Origin of the sequence: Pseudomonas sp. LG1E9, assembly GCF_003290225.1 — a bacterium.
Lineage (GTDB): Bacteria > Pseudomonadota > Gammaproteobacteria > Pseudomonadales > Pseudomonadaceae > Aquipseudomonas > Aquipseudomonas cyclaminis.
The window spans coordinates 2,322,054-2,344,972 of sequence record NZ_CP029983.1 but is presented as its reverse complement, the minus strand read 5'-3'; the positions used below and the strand labels follow the sequence as shown (position 1 = coordinate 2,344,972).

General features: G+C 60.2%; 27 protein-coding genes and 1 tRNA gene. 17 read left to right on the top strand and 11 right to left on the bottom strand.

The features are described 5' to 3' along the window. Position 1: 1 nt before the first annotated feature. From DNK50_RS11040 to DNK50_RS11030, 3 genes are all read left to right on the top strand, one after another. Complete coding sequence (locus tag DNK50_RS11040) at positions 2–1,516, top strand: tripartite tricarboxylate transporter permease (protein WP_099587510.1); 1,515 nt, start codon at positions 2–4, stop codon at positions 1,514–1,516. After that, on the top strand, positions 1,509–2,537 hold the full coding sequence (locus tag DNK50_RS11035) for an AbrB family transcriptional regulator (RefSeq protein WP_112196920.1): 1,029 nt from the start codon (positions 1,509–1,511) through the stop codon (positions 2,535–2,537). The genes DNK50_RS11040 and DNK50_RS11035 overlap by 8 nt, the downstream gene beginning before the upstream one ends. A 119-nt stretch (positions 2,538–2,656) precedes the next feature. Continuing rightward, positions 2,657–3,592: a DUF5074 domain-containing protein gene (locus DNK50_RS11030; protein WP_112194014.1), complete on the top strand. Its 936-nt coding sequence runs from the start codon at positions 2,657–2,659 to the stop codon at positions 3,590–3,592. 15 nt (positions 3,593–3,607) lie between these two features. On the opposite strand, the gene ung is transcribed toward DNK50_RS11030, so the two are convergent. Then, complete coding sequence (ung, locus tag DNK50_RS11025) at positions 3,608–4,300, bottom strand: uracil-DNA glycosylase (RefSeq protein WP_099587512.1); 693 nt, start codon at positions 4,298–4,300, stop codon at positions 3,608–3,610. 136 nt (positions 4,301–4,436) lie between these two features. Between ung and DNK50_RS11020 the strand changes: the two genes are divergently transcribed. Then, positions 4,437–5,549 (top strand): enoyl-CoA hydratase/isomerase family protein, encoded by a 1,113-nt coding sequence (locus tag DNK50_RS11020; RefSeq protein ID WP_112194012.1) that lies wholly within the window; start codon positions 4,437–4,439, stop codon positions 5,547–5,549. A 52-nt stretch (positions 5,550–5,601) separates the two neighbouring features. Here the strand turns inward: DNK50_RS11020 and DNK50_RS11015 are convergent, their stop codons facing one another. After that, complete coding sequence (locus tag DNK50_RS11015; protein ID WP_112194010.1) at positions 5,602–5,967, bottom strand: hypothetical protein; 366 nt, start codon at positions 5,965–5,967, stop codon at positions 5,602–5,604. A 309-nt stretch (positions 5,968–6,276) separates the two neighbouring features. On the opposite strand from DNK50_RS11015, the gene DNK50_RS11010 reads away from it, so the two are divergent. From DNK50_RS11010 to DNK50_RS10980, 7 genes are all read left to right on the top strand, one after another. Then, positions 6,277–7,899, top strand: coding sequence for a methyl-accepting chemotaxis protein (locus tag DNK50_RS11010; RefSeq protein WP_112194008.1), 1,623 nt, complete (start codon positions 6,277–6,279; stop codon positions 7,897–7,899). Positions 7,900–7,962: 63 nt separating this feature from the next. Next, positions 7,963–8,175 carry a cysteine-rich CWC family protein gene (locus DNK50_RS11005; protein ID WP_112196919.1) on the top strand — a complete coding sequence of 71 codons (213 nt, stop codon included), beginning with the start codon at positions 7,963–7,965 and terminating at the stop codon, positions 8,173–8,175. Beyond that, entirely contained in the window at positions 8,165–8,857 is a 693-nt protein-coding gene (locus tag DNK50_RS11000; RefSeq protein WP_112194006.1) for a 16S rRNA pseudouridine(516) synthase, read from the top strand. Before DNK50_RS11005 ends, DNK50_RS11000 begins: the two co-directional genes overlap by 11 nt. A gap of 305 nt (positions 8,858–9,162) precedes the next feature. Then, positions 9,163–10,047 (top strand): alpha/beta fold hydrolase, encoded by an 885-nt coding sequence (locus tag DNK50_RS10995; RefSeq protein ID WP_112194004.1) that lies wholly within the window; start codon positions 9,163–9,165, stop codon positions 10,045–10,047. 122 nt (positions 10,048–10,169) lie between these two features. After that, positions 10,170–10,243: transfer RNA gene (locus DNK50_RS10990), tRNA-Gly, on the top strand. A gap of 183 nt (positions 10,244–10,426) precedes the next feature. Beyond that, a complete protein-coding gene (locus tag DNK50_RS10985; protein WP_112194002.1) occupies positions 10,427–10,951 on the top strand; it encodes a DUF3833 domain-containing protein in 525 nt (174 codons plus the stop codon). Between the two features lie 21 nt (positions 10,952–10,972). Continuing rightward, positions 10,973–11,278 (top strand): DUF6482 family protein, encoded by a 306-nt coding sequence (locus DNK50_RS10980; protein WP_112194000.1) that lies wholly within the window; start codon positions 10,973–10,975, stop codon positions 11,276–11,278. Between the two features lie 38 nt (positions 11,279–11,316). On the opposite strand, the gene DNK50_RS10975 is transcribed toward DNK50_RS10980, so the two are convergent. Continuing rightward, entirely contained in the window at positions 11,317–12,480 is a 1,164-nt protein-coding gene (locus DNK50_RS10975; protein ID WP_112193998.1) for an MFS transporter, read from the bottom strand. Between the two features lie 95 nt (positions 12,481–12,575). Between DNK50_RS10975 and DNK50_RS10970 the strand changes: the two genes are divergently transcribed. Together DNK50_RS10970 and DNK50_RS10965 are read left to right on the top strand one after the other, a co-directional pair. Beyond that, positions 12,576–13,493, top strand: a complete 918-nt coding sequence (locus DNK50_RS10970; protein WP_112193996.1) for a LysR family transcriptional regulator — start codon at positions 12,576–12,578, stop codon at positions 13,491–13,493. Positions 13,494–13,581: 88 nt separating this feature from the next. Continuing rightward, positions 13,582–14,082: a methylated-DNA--[protein]-cysteine S-methyltransferase gene (locus DNK50_RS10965; protein ID WP_099587522.1), complete on the top strand. Its 501-nt coding sequence runs from the start codon at positions 13,582–13,584 to the stop codon at positions 14,080–14,082. Here DNK50_RS10965 and DNK50_RS10960 read toward each other — a convergent pair whose 3' ends face one another. Beyond that, complete coding sequence (locus tag DNK50_RS10960) at positions 14,083–14,997, bottom strand: GNAT family N-acetyltransferase (RefSeq protein WP_371929491.1); 915 nt, start codon at positions 14,995–14,997, stop codon at positions 14,083–14,085. A 45-nt stretch (positions 14,998–15,042) separates the two neighbouring features. Here DNK50_RS10960 and DNK50_RS10955 point away from each other — a divergent pair, with 45 nt between their 5' ends. Further along, positions 15,043–15,468 (top strand): low affinity iron permease family protein, encoded by a 426-nt coding sequence (locus tag DNK50_RS10955; protein ID WP_099587524.1) that lies wholly within the window; start codon positions 15,043–15,045, stop codon positions 15,466–15,468. A 54-nt stretch (positions 15,469–15,522) separates the two neighbouring features. Here DNK50_RS10955 and DNK50_RS10950 read toward each other — a convergent pair whose 3' ends face one another. The 3 genes from DNK50_RS10950 to fos form a co-directional block, all read right to left on the bottom strand. Next, a complete protein-coding gene (locus DNK50_RS10950; protein WP_016975135.1) occupies positions 15,523–16,050 on the bottom strand; it encodes a DUF4142 domain-containing protein in 528 nt (175 codons plus the stop codon). Between the two features lie 119 nt (positions 16,051–16,169). Then, the gene (locus DNK50_RS10945) at positions 16,170–16,811 is read right to left on the bottom strand and encodes a LysE family translocator (protein WP_099587525.1); all 642 of its coding nucleotides are present in this window, start codon (positions 16,809–16,811) and stop codon (positions 16,170–16,172) included. Between the two features lie 54 nt (positions 16,812–16,865). Then, entirely contained in the window at positions 16,866–17,276 is a 411-nt protein-coding gene (gene fos / locus DNK50_RS10940) for a fosfomycin resistance glutathione transferase (RefSeq protein ID WP_099587526.1), read from the bottom strand. Positions 17,277–17,376: 100 nt separating this feature from the next. Between fos and DNK50_RS10935 the strand changes: the two genes are divergently transcribed. Both DNK50_RS10935 and DNK50_RS10930 read left to right on the top strand, forming a co-directional pair. Then, positions 17,377–17,616, top strand: a complete 240-nt coding sequence (locus DNK50_RS10935; RefSeq protein WP_112196918.1) for a CopG family ribbon-helix-helix protein — start codon at positions 17,377–17,379, stop codon at positions 17,614–17,616. After that, positions 17,606–17,890, top strand: a complete 285-nt coding sequence (locus DNK50_RS10930; protein ID WP_112193992.1) for a type II toxin-antitoxin system RelE/ParE family toxin — start codon at positions 17,606–17,608, stop codon at positions 17,888–17,890. Before DNK50_RS10935 ends, DNK50_RS10930 begins: the two co-directional genes overlap by 11 nt. A 10-nt stretch (positions 17,891–17,900) precedes the next feature. On the opposite strand, the gene DNK50_RS10925 is transcribed toward DNK50_RS10930, so the two are convergent. Next, positions 17,901–18,818, bottom strand: coding sequence for a LysR family transcriptional regulator (locus tag DNK50_RS10925; protein ID WP_099587529.1), 918 nt, complete (start codon positions 18,816–18,818; stop codon positions 17,901–17,903). 68 nt (positions 18,819–18,886) lie between these two features. Between DNK50_RS10925 and DNK50_RS10920 the strand changes: the two genes are divergently transcribed. Then, complete coding sequence (locus tag DNK50_RS10920; RefSeq protein ID WP_099587530.1) at positions 18,887–19,372, top strand: DMT family transporter; 486 nt, start codon at positions 18,887–18,889, stop codon at positions 19,370–19,372. A 7-nt stretch (positions 19,373–19,379) separates the two neighbouring features. On the opposite strand, the gene DNK50_RS10915 is transcribed toward DNK50_RS10920, so the two are convergent. From DNK50_RS10915 to DNK50_RS10905, 3 genes are read right to left on the bottom strand one after another with little or no spacing between them, the layout of a single operon-like run. After that, positions 19,380–20,708, bottom strand: a complete 1,329-nt coding sequence (locus DNK50_RS10915; protein ID WP_099587531.1) for an MFS transporter — start codon at positions 20,706–20,708, stop codon at positions 19,380–19,382. Positions 20,709–20,766: 58 nt separating this feature from the next. Further along, positions 20,767–21,708: a hydroxymethylglutaryl-CoA lyase gene (locus DNK50_RS10910; protein ID WP_112193990.1), complete on the bottom strand. Its 942-nt coding sequence runs from the start codon at positions 21,706–21,708 to the stop codon at positions 20,767–20,769. Next, positions 21,705–22,898 carry a CaiB/BaiF CoA-transferase family protein gene (locus tag DNK50_RS10905; RefSeq protein ID WP_099587533.1) on the bottom strand — a complete coding sequence of 398 codons (1,194 nt, stop codon included), beginning with the start codon at positions 22,896–22,898 and terminating at the stop codon, positions 21,705–21,707. The genes DNK50_RS10910 and DNK50_RS10905 overlap by 4 nt, the downstream gene beginning before the upstream one ends. Between the last annotated feature and the right edge of the window lie 21 nt (positions 22,899–22,919).

Here is a 22,919-nt window from a genome sequence, read left to right as displayed (position 1 = left end):
TATGGATACTTTTGGCTATTTGGGCCAGGGCTTCGGCATCGCGCTGAGCCCCTACAACCTGGTGACCGCGTTGTGCGGCACCTTGATCGGCACGGTGGTCGGCCTGTTGCCGGGCCTGGGCCCGATCAACGGCGTGGCGTTGTTGATCCCTATCGCGTTTGCCCTGGGCCTGCCGCCGGAATCGGCGCTGATCCTGCTGGCGGCCGTGTACCTGGGCTGCGAATACGGCGGCCGTATCAGCTCGATCCTGTTGAACATCCCGGGCGAAGCCTCCACCGTGATGACCACCCTCGACGGCTACCCGATGGCCCGTAAAGGCCTGGCGGGCGTGGCGCTGTCGTTGTCGGCATGGAGTTCGTTCATCGGTGCGTTTATCGCCACCTGCGGCATGGTGCTGTTCGCCCCGCTGCTGGCCAAGTGGGCGATTGCTTTCGGCCCGGCTGAATATTTCGTCCTTATGGTGTTTGCGATTGTCTGCCTGGGCGGCATGGCCGGTGACAAACCGCTGAAGACGTTTGTCTCGGCGCTGATCGGCCTGTTCCTCGCGTGTGTCGGCATCGATGCCAACAGTGGCGTGTACCGCTTTACCGGTGACAACATCCATCTGACCGACGGCATCCAGTTCGTGGTGCTGGTACTGGGCCTGTTCTCGATCAGTGAGATTCTGCTGCTGCTGGAGAAAACCCATCGCGGCCAGGAAGCGGTGAAAGCCACCGGACGCATGATGTTCAACGCCAAGGAAGCCTTGTCGGTGTTGACCGTGAACCTGCGGTGCGGCGTGTCGGGCTTCATCATTGGCGTCTTGCCAGGCGCCGGCGCGACCATGGCTTCAGCCGTTGCCTACATGACCGAGAAACGTATCGCAGGGGCCAGCGGCAAGTTCGGCCAAGGCGACATGCGCGGCCTGGCCGCGCCGGAAACCGCGATCGGCGCGTCGGTCTGCGGCGCCATGGTGCCGATGCTGACCCTCGGCGTACCCGGATCGGGCACGACAGCGGTGATGATCGGCGCACTGTCGCTGTACAACATCACGCCAGGCCCCCTGCTGTTCCAACAGCAACCGGACATCGTCTGGGGCCTGATCGCGTCGTTGTTTATCGCCAACATCATGCTGGTGATCCTCAACATCCCGATGATCCGCATCTTCACACGCATTCTTGCCGTGCCGAACTGGGCGCTGGTGCCGGTGATCGCCATCATCACCGCGATTGGCGTCTACGCAGTGCATGCCACCACCTTCGATCTGTTCCTGATGATCGCCATCGGCATCTTCGGCTACATTCTGCGCAAGCTGGACTTCCCACTGTCGCCGCTGCTGCTGGGCTTTATCCTCGGTGGCCTGATGGAGCAGAACCTGCGCCGTGCCCTGTCGATCTCCAACGGTGCGCTGGAAATCCTCTGGTCGAGCCCGATCACCTTTGGTGTCTGGGTACTGACCGCCATCATGCTGCTCGTACCGTTGCTGCGTATCTGGCGCAAACGTGCGCAACAGCGTCGTGCCGTGGCCGATGTCTGAGGTCACCTTCAGACATTGGTGGGGAACACCGCTGGTCGGCCTGGCCGGCGGTTACCTGGCCAGCCTCGTCGGCTGGCCGTTGCCGTACATGGTCGGCTCGTTGCTGGCGATCATCCTGGTGCGTTGTCTCACGCCTTGGCAGTTGGCCGAGATTCCCGGCGGGCGCAAATGCGGCCAATGGGTGGTGGGCATCGGTATCGGCCTGCACTTCACCCCGGTGGTGATTGAGCAGGTGATGAGCCACTTCGGCCTGATCTTCTTCGGCGCGCTGGTCACCAGCCTGTCGAGCGTGGTCGGCGTGTGGCTGATGCGCCGCAGCGGTGAAGACCGCGCCACTGCGTTTTTCTCCAGCATGCCGGGTGGTTCCGGCGAGATGGTCAACCTCGGCGCCCGCAATGGCGCGGTGCTCAGCCGTGTCGCGGCGGGTCAGAGCCTGCGGGTGCTGGTCGTGGTGTTGTGTGTGCCGGCGATCTTCAAGTACTTGCTGGAGGGCGGTGCGCCGCAGTTTCATCCGGCGCCGGTAAGTTGGGCCTGGCTGGCGTTGCTGTTTCCAGTCGGTGCGCTGGTAGCCTGGGGATGGCAGCGTTTGCGTCAGCCAAACCCGTGGTTGTTCGGGCCGTTGCTGGTGAGTGCCACCGCCAGCGTGGTGTGGGATCTGCATATCGGTTTGCCTGACGGCGGCAGCCAGATCGGCCAATGGCTGATCGGCAGCGGTTTAGGCTGCCACTTCAACCGTCAGTTCTTCCGGCGCGCTCCGTCGTTCATGGCGCGCACCCTGATCGGCACCGCGCTGACCATGGCGCTGGCGACGCTGGCGGCGGTGGGCTTGAGCGCCCTCACCCATCTGGACCTGCGCTCGTTGACCCTGGGCATGATGCCCGGCGGCATTGCCGAGATGAGCCTCACGGCCGAAACCCTGCAACTGTCGGTGCCGCTGGTTACGGCGATGCAGGTGATGCGGTTGTTGTTTGTGTTGTTTCTGGCGGAGCCGTTGTTCAGGTACTGGAACCGCCAGCCCTGATCTTGTGGAAGTGGCTCTTGAAGGGCCACAACCGTTTGTCTGAACTGTCAATTCTCACAGCTAGGCAAGCTCATCGCTGTGATCCTCAATCGTGCTACTGAACCCTTGAGGATTAAAACATGACGCCCCTCCCCCCTACCGTCGCGGACAACGAGAATGATGAACCCGCTGCGATCATCAAAACGATTTCCGTGCAGGGATCTCCTAATCGCCTTGTACTTAACAACGATGGAAGCAAGCTGTATGTCGCCAGTTCAACAACTCCAAAAGGCATTACGGTCATCGATACTGCAAATATGAGCGTCCTCAAGATGATTATCGGGGTGGGTTCGCCCATCTGGCTCGCCATGCACCCAACTGCCCAACGCCTCTATGCCAGCGACAACAGCCGGGCGGCCGGTACCCCCATTACGGTGATCGACACTTCGAACGACACCGTTATCGAGCAAATCAGGGGGTTCACCACCATCAATGGCATGGCTTTGAACTCAACCGGTGCAAGCCTTTACGTCGCCGACGATGGCGCTAGCCAGATCGTCGCAATCGACACCACCAACCACCAACGAATCAGCACCACCGCCGTGCGTTATCCCAAGGACATTTGTGTAGCCCCAGGCAATGCCCGCTCACACGTTGCATCACTAGGCGAGGATTGGACCAGTATCAACCTAGGCACCAACCAGCGCGTGTTCCAAACCAGAACGGGTGCTGGAGAACCCACCTGCATTGCTCATGCTCGCTTCGCCGCTCGCGTCTACATCACCTACCGAGCGGCTCGCAGGCTCTATATCGGGGATACCACCACCACGCAGACAAGCTCGATCCTCAACGATTTACTCGGCCCTTTTCAAATAGCTTTTCACACAATGCTAGAGCGAGCCTACCTCACCGAAACCGATGGCAACCAAGTCAGCATCATCGATACCCGTACCCAAACCGTGACGGGCACAATCCAAGGCTTCTACAAGCCGCGCGGCATCGTTGTAGCCCCCAGCGGCCGGATGGCGTACGTCGCCAATATCGGTAACTCAACAATCGCAGAGGTCAGGCTGTAAGCAAGGGCTACCGTATTAGAGCGGCGGCAACCGCCACTCAATCGGCGTCTCGCCATTCTGCTCAAGAAACTTGTTGGCGCGGCTGAAATGCCCGCAGCCCAGAAACCCGCGATACGCCGACAGCGGCGACGGATGCACTGACGTCAGGACCAGATGCTTGGTGGCATCGACCAGTTTCTGCTTGCCTTGCGCATGGGCGCCCCACAGCAGAAATACCAAATGTGGCTGGTGCTCGCTGACCACTTCGATAATCCGATCGGTAAAGAACTGCCAGCCCTTGCCCGCATGGGCGTTGGCATTGGCGCGCTCGACGGTCATGGTGGTGTTGAGCATCAACACGCCCTGGTCGGCCCAGCTTTGCAGGTAGCCGTGGTTGGGGATGTCGATGTTCAGGTCGCGCTTGAGTTCTTTATAGATGTTGACCAGCGACGGCGGTGTGGGCACGCCCGGTTGCACCGAGAAGCACAAACCGTGGGCCTGGCCGGGGCCGTGGTACGGGTCCTGGCCAAGGATGACCACCTTGACCTTGTCCAAAGGCGTGGAATTCAGGGCATTGAAAATCAAAGGGCCAGGCGGGTAGATCTCTTTGCCAGCGGCATGCTCCAGGCGCAGGAACTCGCGCAACTGGGCCATGTAGGGCTTATCGAACTCCTCACGCAGGGCGTGTTTCCAGCTGGGTTCGAGTTTGATACGGTCGCCTTCGGTCATAGTTGAATTGTCTTGTAAAAAAGAATGAGGCGAACCCTAGGAAAGCCGGCCTTGCTTGTCAATTGATCTGACACACCATCGGCACCTTCCCACGAAGCGATCATACTGATCCTTCACCCTCCCGAATGAGGTCACAATGAACCTGCACTTCGAAGAGCTGACTGGCAGCGACGGTGCCCGCATCGGCATCGCCAGCCTTGATGCTGAAAAATCCCTGAACGCCCTGTCCCTGCCGATGATCCTGGCCTTGCACGATCGCATGGATGTCTGGGCCAAGGACCCGAATATCGTTTGCGTGCTGCTGCGCGGTAACGGACCCAAGGCCTTTTGCGCCGGCGGCGAGGTGCGCAGCCTGGCCATGGAATGCCGTGAACAGCCCGGCGAAGTGCCCGCCCTGGCGGCGCAGTTCTTTGCCGCGGAATACCGCCTTGATTACCGACTGCACACTTACCCCAAGCCGCTGATCTGCTGGGGCCACGGCTATGTGCTGGGCGGCGGCATGGGCCTGCTGCAAAGCGCCGCCATCCGCATCGTCACGCCGAGCAGCCGCCTGGCCATGCCCGAAATCAGCATCGGCCTGTACCCGGATGTGGGCGCCAGTTGGTTTCTGTCGCGCCTGCCGGGCAAGCTCGGTTTATTCCTGGGCCTTACCGGCGCGCACATCAACGGCCGTGACGCCCTGGACCTGGGTCTGGCCGACCGTTTCCTGCGCGATGATCAACAGGACGAACTGCTCGATGGCCTGCTGCAACTCAACTGGCAGGAACAGACCGCGATGCAGCTCAACAGCCTGCTCAAGGCCCTGGCCCAGGAAGCAGTCGCCCAACAGCCCGAGGCCCAATGGCTGCCGCGCCGGGCGCAGATCGACGAATGGCTGGACGTTGGCGACGTGCGCTGTGCCTGGCGCGCCTTGAGCCCGCTGCGTGACCACGCCGATCCGCTGTTCAGCCGTGCCGGCACGACCTTGAGCGAAGGCTGCCCGCTGACCGCACACCTGGTGTGGGAGCAGATCCAGCGCGCCCGGCATTTATCCCTGGCCCAGGTATTCCAGATGGAATACACCCTGAGCCTCAATTGCTGCCGTCACCCGGAGTTCAGCGAAGGCGTGCGCGCGCGCTTGATCGACAAGGACCACAAACCTCATTGGCATTGGCCAGATATCAATACAGTTCCGGACGCCGTGGTGCAGGCGCACTTTCACAAGGCGTGGGAAGGCCGCCATCCGCTGGCGGACCTGTCCGATTACTGATTGTTTCACCAAAAAAAACGGCGCTTCCTGCGCCGTTTGCATTCAACACCGGTCAGCGGTGACCGCCGCGACCGCGGCCATGGTCACCATCGCGTCCGTGCCTGCCATTACCCCCGTGATCACCCCACCCCTGGTTCGGATAAGGCCGGTAGCCCGCCCTTGGCCCCGAAGGGTAATAGCGAGGTGCCGGCTGATAATAACGCGGCGCCGAGTAGTAACGCGGTGCGGGTGCGTAGTAGCGCGGCGATGGGTAGTAGTCACGGCGGTATTGATACGCCGGGCCACCCCCGTAGTAATACGCCGGCGCCGGTGAGGTGTAGACCTCGGATCGATAGTAGCTCTGGCCTCCATCGTAGTAGGGCACACAAGCGGAAAGGGTCAGACCGAGTAAAGCGCTGAGCAGCAGTCGTCGATACATGGCGGCCTCCTGGACCGCGAAAGAGCACCTCCAGCGACGCGGGAGGGCGGCATTCGGCTTTCACCGAATGACGAAATATCTGACATCAAAAACCGAATCTGGTGCGTTTTGGTAACAGCTTGATACATCTGCATCAGACCAAACTGTGTTGGCGCCGCAAGTTTGCCAATTGGTCGGGCTTTGAGAGTGGGTGGAACATTTGTGGGTGTATTGAAACTTTAAACAATTGAATAGTGTCACTATGACATCGCACAATAGCACGGAGGCTCTAGCGCGAGCTTTATACCCCTATAACCTCGGATTCCAGCTATGAAGATTTCAACCAAACTGTTGCTTTCCTTTCTACTGTGCGCAGTGGTAACCCTGGGCGTGGGTGTACTGGGTATCAAAGGGGTCGTTCGCCTCGCCACTGCACTGGAATTGACGTTTTCGAACAATCTGGTCTCCGTCAGCACCACCTCGGCCACCCTCAACGGCCTGGTCGCTCATAACCGTGGCCTGTACCGGTTGATGGATGCCAGCCAGGGCGACGTGTCCCAGCAAGACCGCGATCGCGTGCGCCAGGACATCACCAAAGAACTCGCGAACAGCCAGGCCGCCTACAAAACCTACCGCACCACGCCGCTGGAAGACGACGAACGGGCAGCCGGCGATAAGCTCGACCAGCTCTGGCCCACCTACATCAGCAACTCCGAACGCATCATGTCGATGCTTGAAAACAACCAGCTCGACCAGGCCCGTGCACAGCTCAACACCACCAACAATGAGATTTTCCGCCAGGCACGCGACTTGATCCGCGTGCTAATCGACTCCAACAACCGCCAGATCAAAGAAGGCTCCATCGCCGCTGATGACCTGCGCAACAGCGCGCTGACCTGGATGATCAGCGGCATCGTGCTGGCCTTCATCATCGCCATCACCATTGGTGTATTGATCACCCGCCTGATCACTCGCCCCATCGCCCAGGCCGTGGAGAGCGCACAACGCATTGCCAGAGGCGACCTGACCCAAGCCATCGTCACCGAGCGCACCGACGAAGCCGGGCAACTGCTGATGGCGCTGGCCGACATGCAGGGCGGCTTGAAAAGCACCCTGGTGGAAATCGCCAACGCCTCTGACCAGCTTGCTTCAGCAGCAGAGGAACTCAGCGCAGTCACCGAAGAAAGCAGCCGGGGCCTCACCCGCCAGAATGACGAAATCCAACAGGCCGCCACCGCCGTCAACCAGATGACCGCTGCGGTGGACGAAGTGGCGAGCAACGCGGTGTCCACGTCGGAAGCCTCGCGCCAGGCCACCACCGAAGCCGAAGAAGGTCGTGAGCAAGTGGCCCAGGCCGTGTCCGGCATGGGTTCGATGGTGGTAGAGATCAATGATTCGACGCAATCGGTCGCCGACCTCGCGGGCCAGGTCCGGGAAATCGGCAAGGTGATCGATGTGATTCGCGGCATCGCCGACCAGACCAACCTGCTGGCCCTCAATGCGGCCATCGAGGCAGCCCGTGCGGGTGAGCAAGGTCGAGGTTTCGCGGTGGTTGCCGATGAAGTGCGGGCCTTGGCCCATCGCACCCAAATCTCCACCGTCGACATCGAAAAAATGATCGGCGAAGTGCAGGTCGGTGCCGATGACGCCGTGGCCGCGATGAACAAGAGCCTGACCTGGGCCAACAACACCCAGACCCTGGCACAGAACGCCGGCGAGGCGTTGGAGCGCATCACCAGCAGCGTGGCGAAGATCAATGAGCGCAATCTGGTGATCGCCTCCGCTTCCGAGGAACAGGCGCAAGTGGCCCGAGAAGTGGACCGCAACCTGCTCAACATTCAGGACCTGTCGACCCAGACCGCCGCCGGCGCCCACCAGACCAATGCCTCCAGCCAGGACCTGTCGCGCCTGGCTACGTCGTTCAATCTGCTGGTCAGCAAGTTCCAGCTGTAAGTAGCCTGCCGTGGGTTGGCGCTGTATCGTGCAAGGCCAAGCGAACCTTGCCCGATGCAGCCCATGACCACGCCAACCCTCTGCCCCGCCTGCGGCGCCCGCAACGACTGCACCCTGGCCGACCCACGTACCGCCGACCAGGCCTGCTGGTGCTTCAGCGTCACCATCGATACCGCGGTGCTCGAAGCGTTGCCGGATGAACTGCGCAATACAGCCTGCCTGTGCCCGCGCTGCGCCCAAGTCGATGAACAGCTGCGCAGCCGCGATGCGAGTTGATCGTTTCCTCAGCAACCTGTCGCAGTTCAACCGCAAGCAAGTGCGTTTGCTATTGGTAGAACGACGGGTGACCGTCGATGGGCTGGCCGTCAGCGACCCTCACCATGAAGTACGGGAATTCAGCCGCGTGTGCGTTGATGAGAACGTGCTGCAGGCGGGCAAACCTGCGCGGTATTTCATGCTGCACAAGCCTCAGGGGTGTGTGAGCGCGACGTCGGACCCGCAACACCCCACGGTGCTGGACCTGATGCATGAACCGGACACCGCCGACTTGCATATCGCCGGCCGTCTGGATTTCAACACCACCGGGCTGATGCTGATCACCAATGACGGCCAGTGGTCGCGCCGCCTGACGCAACCGACGACCAAATTGCCCAAGGTCTATCTCGTTGAAACAGAACAGGCCATCGGCGCCGAGTACGCGAATACGTTTGCGGCGGGCCTGTACTTTGCGTTTGAAGACCTCACCACCCAGCCCGCCGCATTGGAACTGCTGGGACCGACGACCGCGAGACTGAGCATTATCGAAGGCCGTTATCACCAGGTGAAGCGCATGTTCGGGCACTTCAACAACAAAGTGATCGGCTTGCATCGCGAGCGCATGGGGCCGCTCGAATTGGATGCTGCGCTGGCGCCGGGCGAATATAGGCCGTTGACGCTTGAGGAAATCCGCCAGGTCTGATGACCGTTCAGCCGGTGATGGCAAAAACCCATTTTTACGCCTTGCGACATCCCGAGTCTGTGCTTGAATCAAGCTCACCAGTTTAAATATGACTGGCGAGTCGCCTATAACCTCCAAGAAACACCTTGCCCCCGCCCGCGCTTTATCCCACGGGCCTTCCAGGCAAACAGCCCGCCATAACAACACCCGTCGGCCAGCCGTCATCGGACCGACATGGGCCTCCATTTTCAGGCGTATGCCTACCTGTCACAAAGCTCGTGCAGAGTTATCTGCGCGCCCTACCCGCTTGCCAGGAGTCTTACGACATGAGGCCAGAAATCGCTGTGCTGGATATACAGGGTCAGTATCGGGTTTACACGGAGTTCTATCGCGCGGACGAGGCTGAAAAGACCATCATTCTGGTCAACGGCTCAATGGCCACCACGGCATCCTTCGCCCAGACCGTGAAAAGCCTGCACCCGCAGTTCAACGTGGTTTTGTACGACCAGCCCTACGCCGGCCGCTCCAAAATCCATAACCGCCATGAGCAAATGCTGACGAAGGAAGTCGAGGGCCAGATCTTGCTGGAACTCATCGACCACTTTGCCGCCGAGCACGTGCTGTCGTTTTCCTGGGGCGGCGCCGCTACCCTGGTCGCCCTCTCCCACCGCCCCCGTCGCGTGGAAAAGGCCGTGATCAGCTCGTTCTCCCCGGTGATCAACGCGCCCATGCGTGACTACCTGGAGCGCGGTGTCGACTACCTCGGCAACCTCGACCGCGACCGTGTCGGCCACCTCGTCAACAACACCATCGGCAAACACCTGCCGTCGCTGTTCAAGCGCTTCAACTACAAGCATGTCAGCAGCCTGGCCGAGCACGAATATGGGCAGATGCACTTCCACATCAGCCAAGTGCTCACCAGCGACCGACTCTGCTACCTCAAGGCCGCCAAGGCGATCGACATTCCCGTGCTGTTCCTCAACGGCGAGTGGGACGAATACACCAGCGCCCAGGATGCCAGGCAGTTCGGCAACTACGTGGCCAACAGCAGCTTCAGCACCATCCAGGCGACGGGGCATTTTCTGGACATGGAGCATAAAGCGGCATGCAAGGACAGCCGGGAGGCAGTGGTGGGCTTTTTGAAACCGGCGCGGCAGATCAGCCGATTGCGTTATCACCAAGGTCAGGCACAGCATGCATTTGCGGTTTGAAATGACGACTCAACGCCACGCTCGTTGTGGCGAAGGAGCACACGCCTTCGCCGCAACCTGCACATTTTCAAAGAAAAACTTCAAATCCACGTGAACATCTGGTACAAAGTCAGCCGCTCTGAGCGGGTATAGTTTAATGGTAGAACAGTAGCTTCCCAAGCTTCCGACGAGGGTTCGATTCCCTCTACCCGCTCCACTCAGACATAGATCCCACGCCAACATGGTTTTGGCGGGGGATGCATAAAGAAACCGGTCCCTGGAGGCCGGTTTTTTTATGCCAATATTTTCCCGCCCGCAAACCTGTACAAATACAGAATTCTGTACAACTATCAGACCTTGAGCGCAGGCACCGAGCCTCGCACGATCAAGGAGCCGGGCAATGACGCGCCTGCTGATTTCACTGTTGCTGGTTTTGAGCCTGGCCAGTTGCAGCAATGTAGAGGTCGGACACTACGCCGACCAGAAACCTGCGCTGGATCTTGAGCGTTTCTTCAGCAAACCCGTGAAAGCCTGGGGCATCTTCGAGAAACGCTCGGGCGAAGTCGCCAAGCGTTTTGAAGTGGATATCGCCAGTCATCGCGAGGGCGAAAAACTGATTCTCGACGAAAAGTTCCTGTACAGCGACGGCACTCGCCAGCGCCGCGTGTGGACGCTCACGCCCGATGGTCCGGGGCGCTGGCGCGGGCGAGCGGGTGATGTGGTGGGCGAGGCCATCGGCGAGGTCGCCGGGAACGCGTTGCGGTGGCGCTACCGCCTCAACCTCCCGGTGGATGGCTCGGTGTACGAGGTGAGTTTTGACGACTGGATGTACCTGATGGACGAGGACACGATGATCAACCGGTCAAGCATGTCCAAGTTCGGCGTGGAATGGGGCCAGGTCACGTTGTTCTTTCGTCGCCAATAACAGTCAACGCGGGGGTGAAAAATGAATGTGCAGAAGCTGGCCAAACTGGCCGAGAAAGGTGAAATACGGGGTCTTGAGTTGCTGTCCCTGGAGGGCGGTTTCTATATTGCCCGTGTGAAGCTCGATCACGTCGAGATGACATTGCTGGACGATAACGGCAAGACCCTGCGCCTGCGCTCCAGCACGCATTTACGCGACCTGTTGCAGGACGTTCCACCGTTTCCCTGTGTGTTGGTGCAGCAGTGCGCCCATGACGAAATGTGTGGCACCCGCGAGGGCGCTGTCGGTGCGTTGCGCATTCCATTTTCGCTGGGTGCGACTCTTTAGGACCGTTGCAACCAGCCATCCAGGCCCGGCAGGCAACGTCATGAGGGTTGGCCCCGCATAGGTTCGTAGGGTCGCCAACCTGTCAGCGCGATCAACAAGATCAACAGCTGGAACACGATGATAAGCGCCACGCAACCGTCCCAGCCCCAACGCTCCCAGATCAGCGCTGGCACGACTGCACCGCAACTGCCGCCCAAGTAGTAACACGTGAGGTAGACGCCAACGGCGCCGGCCTTGTTGTCGTGCGCGGTGGCGGTGGTGAAGGCATTGGCTGCGGCCTGGGCAAGGAACACGCCGGTGGAACTGAGGGCCAGGCCCGTCACGATGCACCACAGAGAGGGGATCAGCGTCAGGGCTGATCCGCTTACGCCAAGCACGGCAGCCACCGTCAGCAATTGGGCATGGGGACGGGCCTTGCTCAGGCAGCCGGCGATGGGGATCACAATCAGCGCCAACAAAAACACCATGTACAGCGTGCCTAAGGCCGCCGGTCCAAGGTTGAATGGCGGTAGGCCGAGGTACAAACCTGCGTAGGTAAACGCTGCAACCTGGGAAAACAACACACAAAAACCTACGGCGTAAGCAGCCAACAATGGTTTGCGAAAAACGCTCGAAGAAGGAGCGCGGACTTGGACCTCCCGCGCGCGGTTGGCCGGCAGCAGAAACTGGATAAACCCACCGACCATCAAACTCAACACCGCCAGCACTTCAAAGGCTTCGCGCCAACCGAAGTACTCAGTCACCATCCCCGTGACGAAGCGTCCGGCAAACCCACCCAACACGGTGCCGGCGACATACAGGCTGGTGACTTCGGTGACGGTGCCGCCATGCCAACGGTCGCCGATATAGGCCACGCTGGTGGCAAACACCACCGGTATGACCATGCCCTCCACGAAGCGCCACACCAGCACTTCGGCAAAGCTGCCGGCATAGGCGGTCATCAATGTCGGCACCGCCAGCAACAGCGCGGCCACGCAGATCACCGTGCGTTGCTCGAAACGACCGGTCACACGACTGACAAACGGCGCGGTGATCGCCACGGCGAGAGTGGTCACGGTGATGCTCCAACCTGCGGCCTTGGGACTGAGGTGGAACTGCGCGGCAAAGGTCTGGAGGATACTCTGGGTTGCATACAGGTTGAGAAACGCCGCGCAGCCACACAGGAACAGGGCAAGGCGGGCGCAATGCAGGCGCGATTTCATGAAACCTCTCGTCTTATTTTGAAAGGTCTTTATAGAATGGCCTGCGGGTCTGGGACCAATACCGAATTCCGACCGATTGATACCCAAGGACCAGGATGCTCGACCTACGCAAGCTGCGTTACTTTCTGACGGTCGCCGAGGAATTGCACTTCGGCCGTGCTGCCATTCGCCTGCACCTCGCGCAACCACCGCTGACACGGCAGATTTCAGCGCTGGAAGCAGAGTTGGGTTTCAAACTGTTTGACCGCACCAGCCGCACGGTGACCCTCACGGCCCAAGGACGAGCGTTTCTGCCCTATGTACGCGGCGTGTTGGAACAGATCGACGTGGCACAGGTGATCGCAAACAAATTGGCCGCAGGCACTGCCGGGCAGCTGGCGCTTGGTTATGCCAGCTCAATAGCCCTCTCAGATCTGTTCAGCCAAGCGATCCAGTCTTTTGCCCAGCGATATCCAGATGTGCAGTTGACGCTGGTGGAGTGCGCTTCCGGCAGCCTGGGCGCTCAGGTAGCGGATGGGCGGCTGGATATCGGCTTGAGCCGACTGCTACCGCCCCCCGCAGAAGTGCAGGTGCTATCCCTGGGAGAGGAGCGGTTGGTAGCGGCGGTGTCCACAGACAGCCCACTGGCGAGCCTGGCCGAGGTCAGCTTGGCGCAGCTCAGTGCCTACCCACTGATATTGTTTCCGGCGGATTATGGCTCGGGGCTTAACCAATCCATCGAACAGCTTTACCGACACCACGGCGTGCCCCTGCGCCCTGGCCCGACTGGGCGGCAGATCACCTCGATCATCGCGCTGGTGGCGGCTGGCCAAGGGGTGGCGCTGGTACCGGAATGCACGCAAAGCTTGATGAACAAGGGCATCAAGTACAGGCCGCTGATCGAGGCGGACGCCTGTGCGCAGTTGTTAGTCTTGACCGCGACTGAAACGAAAAGTGTGTTGGTCGAGGCGTTCCTCAGCGTGATTGCCGGGATCTCGTCGACTGCGCTTAAAGTGCTGCAGCAGGACCGCTGACGCCGCCGAATTCCACCGCAAGAAACGTAGTTTTGACCGGGGCGGCATGCTTTAGATTGGCACTACACCCGCCCATAGGAGCCCGCTCATGGTGTACGAATACAAACTCATGCCCTCCCCCGTTGGCCAACTCACCCTGGTGGCGCGCAATGGCAAGCTCGGTGCAATCCTGTGGGAGACAGAACGCGCCAACCGCGTGCGCCTGGGCGAATTGCACGAAGCCAATGAAAGCCCCGTGCTATTGGAAACCGAGCGCCAGTTGCAGGAGTACTTCGCCGGCACGCGCAGCACCTTCGAGCTGGAACTGGATTTCAACGGCACCGCGTTCCAGAAGCAGGTCTGGCAGGCATTGCTGACCATCCCCTTCGGCGAAACCCGCAGCTACAGCCAGATCGCCCTACAGATCGGCAACCCCAACGCCGTGCGCGCCGTGGGTGCGGCCAATGGGCGTAATCCGATTTCAATCATCGCGCCGTGCCATCGGGTCATCGGAGCCTCGGGAACCTTGACCGGCTTTGCTGGAGGGCTTGAGGCCAAGCAGTATCTATTGACCCTTGAGAACCGCGGCCAGGTGAAAATGGCCTTCTGATCACGTGCCTGCGACCGCTCCACGGTTAAAGTACTGGTAATCGAACAACGGTTTGAAACCCAGCGTGCTGTACAACGAGCGCCCCGCCATCGACGCCTCTAGAAAGCATCGCTGGGCGCCCAGGTTCGAAGCGTGCAGCAGCGCAGCGTTAATCAATTGAGTGGCATGACCCTGCCCACGAAATTCCTTGATCGTGCCGACATCGTTAAGCCGTGCGACGCCATCACATAGCGACAACGTCAACGAACACGCCACCCTCTCCTCGACGGACAAAGTGAAGTGGTGAAGTGATTGACCGGCGTCCAGGGCACGCTGGTGCCGGGCCTGATAATGCGCCACCACCTCGGGCGGGACCGCGAACGCATTGCCAATGGGAAGCGCCCAGTCATTCAAGTTCCGAGTCAGGCTGATCTGCGAAAAACGCTCACTTACCGAAGGCACCCGACGCGACAGTTCGAGCGCCATCGTGGTGGTCCTTTCGGCAGGCTGCAAGCCGAGCTCCGTCAGTGCCTCATGCACTCCCTCGACCTTTTCCTCATGAATCACCACCTGTATCGCCAGGCAGGTGCGGCGAATCAGACCCAGAGGCTCAGTCATTGCGTCACCCGACGGGGCGTTGCCCATGCGGATAAGCAACAGGTTCGACGGGTTGCAAAATAGATCGGTGAAATAGGCAGTGATGCAGGCGCCATAGCGCCGACGTAACGGACAGGTCACGGTAAAAAAATGATCTTCAGTCCGGTAATAGAGCGTGGGCAAATCGCGGGTAGGAATGGCGCGCATGGGCAGTCCAGGCAAAAGCAAAGTCTTGCGCCCGCCACTGCTGGTCGATGTAAGCCCTTGCCTTGAAACCCGAAGAAAAAGCGCACCGTTTGGTTCATCAGCCAAGTTGTAAAAAGAAATTTCAAAGAGCACCTGCTGTCCATACGTTCATCACCCCTTCACTCCAGGAAAACGGTCATGAAATTCTCCACAGTCTCGCAATCCCTGTCCCGCTGGGCAGGCAGCCCCCGCACCTTCTACGCAGCGACGGCATTGATCCTGGCGTGGAGCCTGAGCGGGCCGTATTTCCACTACAACGACACCTGGCAGCTGATCATCAACACCTCGACCACCATCATCACCTTCCTGATGGTGTTCCTGATCCAGAACACCCAGAACCGCGACAACGATATCCTGCATATCAAGATCGACGAGCTGCTGCGCGTGTCCAAAGATGCACAGAACGCCGTACTCAGCCTGGATGGTCTGGACCGCAAAGAGCTGGAAAAACTGCGCCAGGAATACCGCAGCATTGGCAACGCCGGCACCCTGAACCTGAACAGCAGTTGCGGCCACGCTGCCGACGACGCGGCGCCCACTAAAACCGATCTGAACCAGGCATAAAAAAACGGCGGTTGGAGAGGATCCAACCGCCGTTTTTCAATTCAGGTGACGACCTTAACCGTCGCCTTGATGACCTTTGCCATAAGTCGACGCCAAGGCGCGGGCCTTCTGCAGGCGCTCTTCCAGTTTTGGCAGTGTCTCATCGACCAACGCTTTTATTTCCGGTACATCCGACGCGGCGCCTTCCTGTTTGAACAGTGCAATAGCGTCTTCGTTTTCCTTGACCTGTTGTGCGGTATAGGCGGCGTCGAACGAGTCGCCGTCCTTGAGCTCGGGCATCAGGGTCTCGGCTTTGTCGACAATTTTCTCACGTGGCGCCACGGGCAGATCGAGCTTCTTGGCGATGGCTGCCAAGTGCTGATTGGCCAGGGTGCGCTCGTTGATCACCTCGATGGTGTAGTCCTTGATTTCCTGGGACGAGGTTTTCGCGTGGGCCATGCGGCTGGTCTCGATATCGGCCATTCCTTTGGCCGAGGCCTGCTCGATGAATTCAGCAGGCGACTGGGCGAAAGCATTGCTGGCGCCGAGGCCCAGCAGCATCGCGAAACTGGCGGTGCGTAACCGGATAGCCATGCGGCTCATGATGGGTTCCTCCAGGGCAAAAATTAGGGCGGGGAACACACCCCGCCCTGAATTCGAATTTTCAGGGCGGTAAAGGTTTAGAAAAAAAATTGCCGACGCGACGAACGGTCGTCGACATCTCATGCCGGTTTGCTGGCGAACAGGCCTGGCACCGCATGGGCCAGCGCATTGATGGCGAAGCCGATAAACATCACGCCACAGAGCTTGGTGATGAGGACTTCATGACGCTGATACACCGTGCGTACACGTTGGGCGCCGACCACGCCGATCAGGATTGCATAGGCCAGCAGACCGCCAACGAAGCTCAGGAAGATCAGCGACGGCAGCATCGACCAGGTCAGCAACTCGGCGCGGCTGGACAGCAACGCAGTGAAGGTCGCGACCGCCACCGGGTAGGCTTTCGGATTGGTCAGGCCGAACACAATCCCGTGCCAGAACGGATGCCGCGCGGCGCCCTGAGGGTCGTCACTGCTGCGCCGTTGCGTGCGGATGGCCCGCCAGCCAAGCCAGAACAGATACAGGCCGCTGAGCACGCCCAGCACATCAAACGCAGTGCTGCCCACTTCCCGCGCACCGACAATGGCGATCAACGCGGTGCTGCACCACACCACATCGCCCAGCAGATGCCCGCACAGAAAACCTGCCCCGGCGCGGCGACCACGGGCGGCACCGATACCGAACACGGCCAACACGCCAGGGCCAGGTGTAATGCCATAGATAAAACCCGAGGCGAGTACGGCGAGCAGCAGGGATAGGGTCATGAAGGCGACTCTGAAAAAAGACTGTGAGTTGGATGGATTCTGTATGTTCCGGTGCTAGGGGTAAAACTTCATTCCTGGATAGGCCTTCTGTCGACAGGCCTGCAGACGCGATGCCAGATCACCTACATGGGCTTCGAGCTTGTGTCCATCGGGGTCAAGGAAGTAGAACGAGGCGCCTTCACTACGATTGTCGCGCCACTCCTGAACACCGGCAGCCCTCAAGCGCTCAACCAGTGCAGCGAAATCGCCCGCATCGGTGGTAAATGCAAAGTGGGTGTAATCAGGTGCAGGCGTCGAGACGCGCAGCGGGTCCAGAGACAAGCATAACCATAAACCCGGCAATGAGAGATAGGCGCCGTTGCTCCAAGTGGCATCAAGCCGAAGCCCCAGCAGGTCATGGTAAAAGCACAGGCTGCGGTGCAAATCAGTGACAGCCAACGTTAGGTGATTGAGTCCTGTAAGCATGAAGATGTCCTAGACCATAATGACTCTGACGAACGGTGCAAACTGCAAGCATGATGACAAGGTAGTATGTTTCACTACACATCACTACATCGAGATATATATGTCTGTTATGTCCCTACGCATACCGGAAGAAATCGCCGATACGCTTGCCAGTCTTGCCAAGGCCACCGGGCGCAGCAAATCCTTTCTCGCAGTTGATGCGTTACGCGAATACTTGACGCGCGAAGCCTGGCAAATTGAAGAAATTCAAAAAGCCCTCAAAGAAGCTGATGCGGGTGACTTCGCAACGGCAGCAGAGGTAAAAGCTATCGCCGACAAATGGCGCAACAATGCAGGTTGAGTGGCTGAGGGTAGCCCTCAGGAACCTTGACGACGAAGCGGCCTTCATTGCCGAAGAAAATCCCAAAGCGGCCTATGAGTTCGTCCAGGCAATTTTGAGCGGCCTTGAGAACATCGCGCAATTTCCCGCAATGGGGAAAGAGGGCCGAGTATCCGGTACTCGCGAATGGGTGGTGCCTCGATGGCCTTATATCGTTCCCTACCGCATTCGAGAGGGGCGGTTGCAGGTCATGCGGATTTTCCATACCCGTCGTCAGCCACCCGCGTCTTGGTAGCGATCCTTATTCAGTCTTGTAAAACTCTGCGCACCTGCCCCATCAACCACTGCAACCCCGAATCCCCTCCCCGCCGCGCATGCCACGCCAGCTCAAACGCAAACGATGGAATATGAAACGGCGGCGCTACGGCCAATAAGTGCGGATGCTCGACAGCGCGCAAGCCCCGCGACGATACGGTCAGGATCAGGTCCGTGCCCTCGATCAATTGCGGCGCCACGCCCCAATGCGGCAGGCTGATCGCCACATGCCGCCGCTGACGAATCGCCGTCAGCGCACGTTCGATTTCCGGCGTGCCGCTGCCGCGCATTTCCAGCAGCACGTGGGGGCGCGAGAGGTAGGTGGGCAGGTCGAGTGTGCCGTCCGGCGGCAGGCTGTTACGGTCCACCAGGCAGGTGTAGTGCTCTTCGAACAAGGGCGTGGTGCGCAGTTCGGCGGGCATGTCGGGGAACACACCGGCGGCCAGGTCAAGGTCGCCATTGAGCACACCGTCGACCATGCCTTCACGGCTGGCCTGGATGACTTGCAGGTCGATGCCCGGCGCCTCACGACGCAGAACGCGGACCAATCCCGGTAGGAAAATCGCCGCGCTGTAGTCCGACATTGCCACACGAAACCGGCGCTTGGCCGACGCCGGATCAAAACAATTCGGCGCCAGCAACGCCTGCACCTGGGCCAGGGCTTCGGCCAGCGGTGCGGCCAATTCCAACGCACGCGCAGTGGGCACCAGCGCGCCGCCATGGCGCACCAGCAACGGATCCCCCAACACATCCCGCAACCGCGCCAGCGCATGGCTGACCGCCGGCTGGCTCAGGTGCAGGCGCTCGGCGGCGCGGGTAACGTGTTGCTCGCTGAGCAAGGCGTCGAGGATCACCAACAGGTTGAGGTCGATGCGGCGCAGATCATTCATCAGCTGCATATCCAGCATAAGAACTAGGAATTTAAATTTGCGCGACGAATAGCCTAGAGTCCAGCAAAACCTCTGGGAGATACCAAATGACAACATTGCAATGGCTGGGTTTATTGGTGCTGGCGGTAATAGCCGGGGCGGTGGTGCCGTTTCAGAGTGCAATCAATGCCAACCTCGGGCGCGGGCTGGGCCATCCATTGTGGGCCACGCTGGCATCGCTGCTGGTGAGCATTATCGTGCTGCTGCCGGTGATCATCGCCCTGCGCCTGCCCTTGCCGAGCCTGGCATTCATTACCCAGGCGCCGTTATGGATGTGGGCCGGTGGCGCGTTTGGCGTGTGCTTTATTTCCTTGGCGCTGATGCTGCTGCCCAAGCTGGGGGCATCCGGGTTCATTGCCCTGGCGTTGGCGGGGCAACTGATTGCATCACTGCTGCTCGACCACTTCGGGCTGTTTGGCCTGGTGGAGCGTCAACTGACAACGCCCCGGGTGCTTGGGGCGTTGTTGTTGATAGGTGGGGTGGCGCTGATTCAATTCGGCGGCGCACCAGCCAAAGCCCTGGCTGCCGCGTGAAATACCGTCAGCGCTTGTCGGACGTACGCAGCTTGTGTGGCAAACCCCACAGCAACAGTGCTGCGGCAATCAAGGCGCACACAGCAATGACATAAAGCGCCGGCGTGGTACTGCCCGTGATGTCCTTGATGCGCCCCACCATGACCGGGCTGACGATGCCGCCCAACTGCCCCAACGTGTTGATCAGCGCAATCCCGCCAGCCGCCCCGGCACCCGCGCCCGCCAGCAGTTTGGGCGGCAAGGTCCAGAAGGTCGGGATCGACGCGATAATCCCCGCGCCCAGCAGGCCCAGGGCGATGATCAGGAAGGTGGTGTGGTTATCAAAGATCCCTGCACAGAAGAACCCTACAGCGCCCAACGCCACCAGACCGCTGACGAACTTGCGCCGCTCACCCGTGGCATCCGACCAACGCCCCACAAGGACCATGGTGATCGCCCCGCAGATGTAAGGAATGGCCGTCAGCAAGCCAATCACCACCGGGCTTTCGACCCCCGCACTGCGGATCAATTGCGGAGCCCAGAAGTTGAGGCCGTAGGACGCCACCTGAATCAGAAAGTAGATCAGCCCCAGCATCAGGAAACCCGGAATGCGCAGGGCCTGGAGCAACGAGCCTTTCTTGTGCACTTCGTGCACGGCGATACGGCTGGACAGCAAGGTTTTTTCCTCGGCGCTCAGCCAAGGTGCATCTTCGATGCGATCCTTGAATTGCGTCAGCACCATCCACGCCAGCCCTATACACGGCAAGCCGCCAAGCAGGAACAACCAGTGCCAGCCGCGCATCTGCAGCACGCCGTCCAAGTGCTCCAGCACCAGGCCGGAAAACGGCGCGCCCACCAGCCCGGCGAACGCAGAGGCCAGGAACAGTAAGGAAGTAATCCGCCCACGGAAATCCTGGGGGAACCACAGCGTCAGGTAGTACAGCACGCCAGGGGCAAACCCGGCCTCCATCGCGCCGATCACAAAGCGCAGTGCATAGAACTGCCATTCGGCCGTGACAAATACCATGGCCGCCGTGGCCAGGCCCCAGGACACCATGATCCGCGCAATCCAGCGGCGCGCACCGACCTTGTAGAGCATCATGTTGCTCGGCACTTCGAAGATCACGTAACCGATCACGAACAGCCCCGCGCCCAGGCCATAGGCGGTGTTGCTCAGGCCCAGGTCGGCTTGCAGTTGGAACTTGGCGAAGCTGATGTTGATGCGGTCAAAAAACGCAAACAGGTAGCAGACCATGATCAGTGGCATCAGGCGCCAGGCGACCTTCTTGACCACGGCTTTGATGGGATCGACTTCACCGGCCGGGCGCGCGCCGGCCTCTAACGTATTAGTGCTCATTGTGCTTCTCCAGCGGACTGCTCACAGGCGTCCGATTGTTTTTGTTGTCTGGCAGGCGTTACAACGTGGCGATGTAAGCCGGGGGTGGATGCAAATCACCATTGCGCCCGGCCTTGGCCAGTTGACCGGGCAACTCATGGCCCAACAGCGCCGGCAGGCGCCGGGACATGTCCAGCAGGTGCGCCAAGTCGATCCCGGTGTGAATCCCGACTTCCTCACACAGGTTGACCAGGTCTTCGGTACAGATATTGCCCGAGGCTCCCGGCGCAAATGGGCAGCCGCCAAGGCCGCCAAGCGCCGCATCAAAACGACGGGCACCGGCCTCGTAAGCGGCCAGTACATTGCACAACCCCAGGCCGCGGGTGTTGTGGAAATGCAGCGTCAGGTCACTGGCGGGAATGCGCTCCAGCACGCGCTTGACCAGGCGTTGCACCTGACGGGGGTTGGCCATGCCGGTGGTGTCAGCCAGGCTGATGCCCTGAATGCCCAACTTGCGACAGGCGTCAACGATCTGCAGCACGCGGTCTTCGTCGACCTTGCCTTCGAACGGGCAACCAAAGGTGGTGGCGATACTGCCGTTGAGGCGCACCGGATGCTCGGCGGCAAAGCTGACGATGTCGGCAAATGCTGCCAACGATGCTTCGCAGCGCATGCGCATATTGGCCAGGTTGTGGGTCTGGCTGGCGGACATCACCAGGTTCAGCTCATCGGCGCGAGACGCGATGGCGCGCTCGGCGCCCTTGAGGTTGGGGATCAGCGCCACGTAGATCACACCGGCTTTGCGCTCGATACCCTGGAACACCAGCTCGCCATCGCGCAGCGCAGGGATAGCCTTGGGTGAGACGAACGAACCGGCCTCGATCCGCGAAAAACCGGCAAGTGACAACCGGTCAATCAGCGCGATCTTATCGGCGGTCTCAACCCAGGTCGGTTCGATCTGCAAGCCATCGCGCGGGGACACTTCCTGCACGATCAGCGGGTCGGAATAATCAGTGATCATTGCACCACTCCGGTGGTTTTCAGGCGTTGAATATCGGCGCCGGTGAGGCCCAGCCCGGTGAGAATGTCGTCAGTGTGCTGGCCCAGGGCCGGGCCCGACCAATTTACACCGCCGGGGGTTTGCGAGAGTTTGGGCACAATGCCCGGCATCTTCACCGAAACGCCGCCAGGCAGCTCGGCGTCGAGCAGCATGTCACGTGCCTGGTAGTGAGGGTCGCTGACGATATCCGCCACCGAATAGATACGCCCGGCCGGTACTTGCGCCGTTTCCAGGGCGCTGAGCACCTGCTCGATGGGCAGGCTGCTGGTCCAGTGGGTAATCGCCGCATCCAGCAGGCCGCTCTGCGCCGCACGCCCATCGTTGTGGGCAAACTCGGGGGCTTCGGCCAGGTCGATACGGCCGATGGTGGTCATCAGCCGCTTGTAGATCGGGTCACTGTTGCCGGCAATCACCACATAGGCGCCATCGGCGGTGAGGTAGGTATTGGACGGTGCAATGCCGGGCAAGGCCCCGCCGCTGCGTTCGCGCACATGACCGAGCATGTCGTATTCCGGCACGAGGCTTTCCATCAGGTTGAACACGCTTTCAGCCAGGGACACGTCGACAATCTGCCCATCGCCCTGGCCGGTCTTGACTCGCAGCAACGACATCAAGGTGCCGATCACTGCGTGCAGGGACGCGAGGGAATCGCCCAGGCTCACCCCCACTCGCGCCGGTGGCGAATCCGGGTTGCCCGTGGTGTAGCGAATGCCGCCCATGGCCTCGCCGATAGCGCCGAAACCCGGACGGTCGCGGTAAGGGCCTGTCTGGCCGTAGCCGGAGATGCGCACCAGGGTCAGCTTGGGGTTGAGTGCGTGCAGCACGTCCCAACCCAGGCCGAGTTTTTCCAGGCCGCCGGGGCGCAGGTTTTCGATGAGCACGTCGGCGTCGCCAAGCAGTTGCTTGATCAGGCCCAGGCCTTGCGTGGACTTGAGGTCCAGCGCCAACGACTTCTTGTTGCGTGATTGCAGGTACCACCACAGCGACGTGCCGTTGTGCAGCTTTCGCCATTTACGAAGCGGATCGCCCTGGCCGAGGGATTCGATCTTGATCACCTCGGCGCCAAACTCGGCCATCAACCGTGCGGCGAACGGCGCGGCAATCAAGGTACCGATCTCGATCACCTTGATACCGCTCAGGGGAGCCGTCATGGGGTGTACCTCTTATTCTTG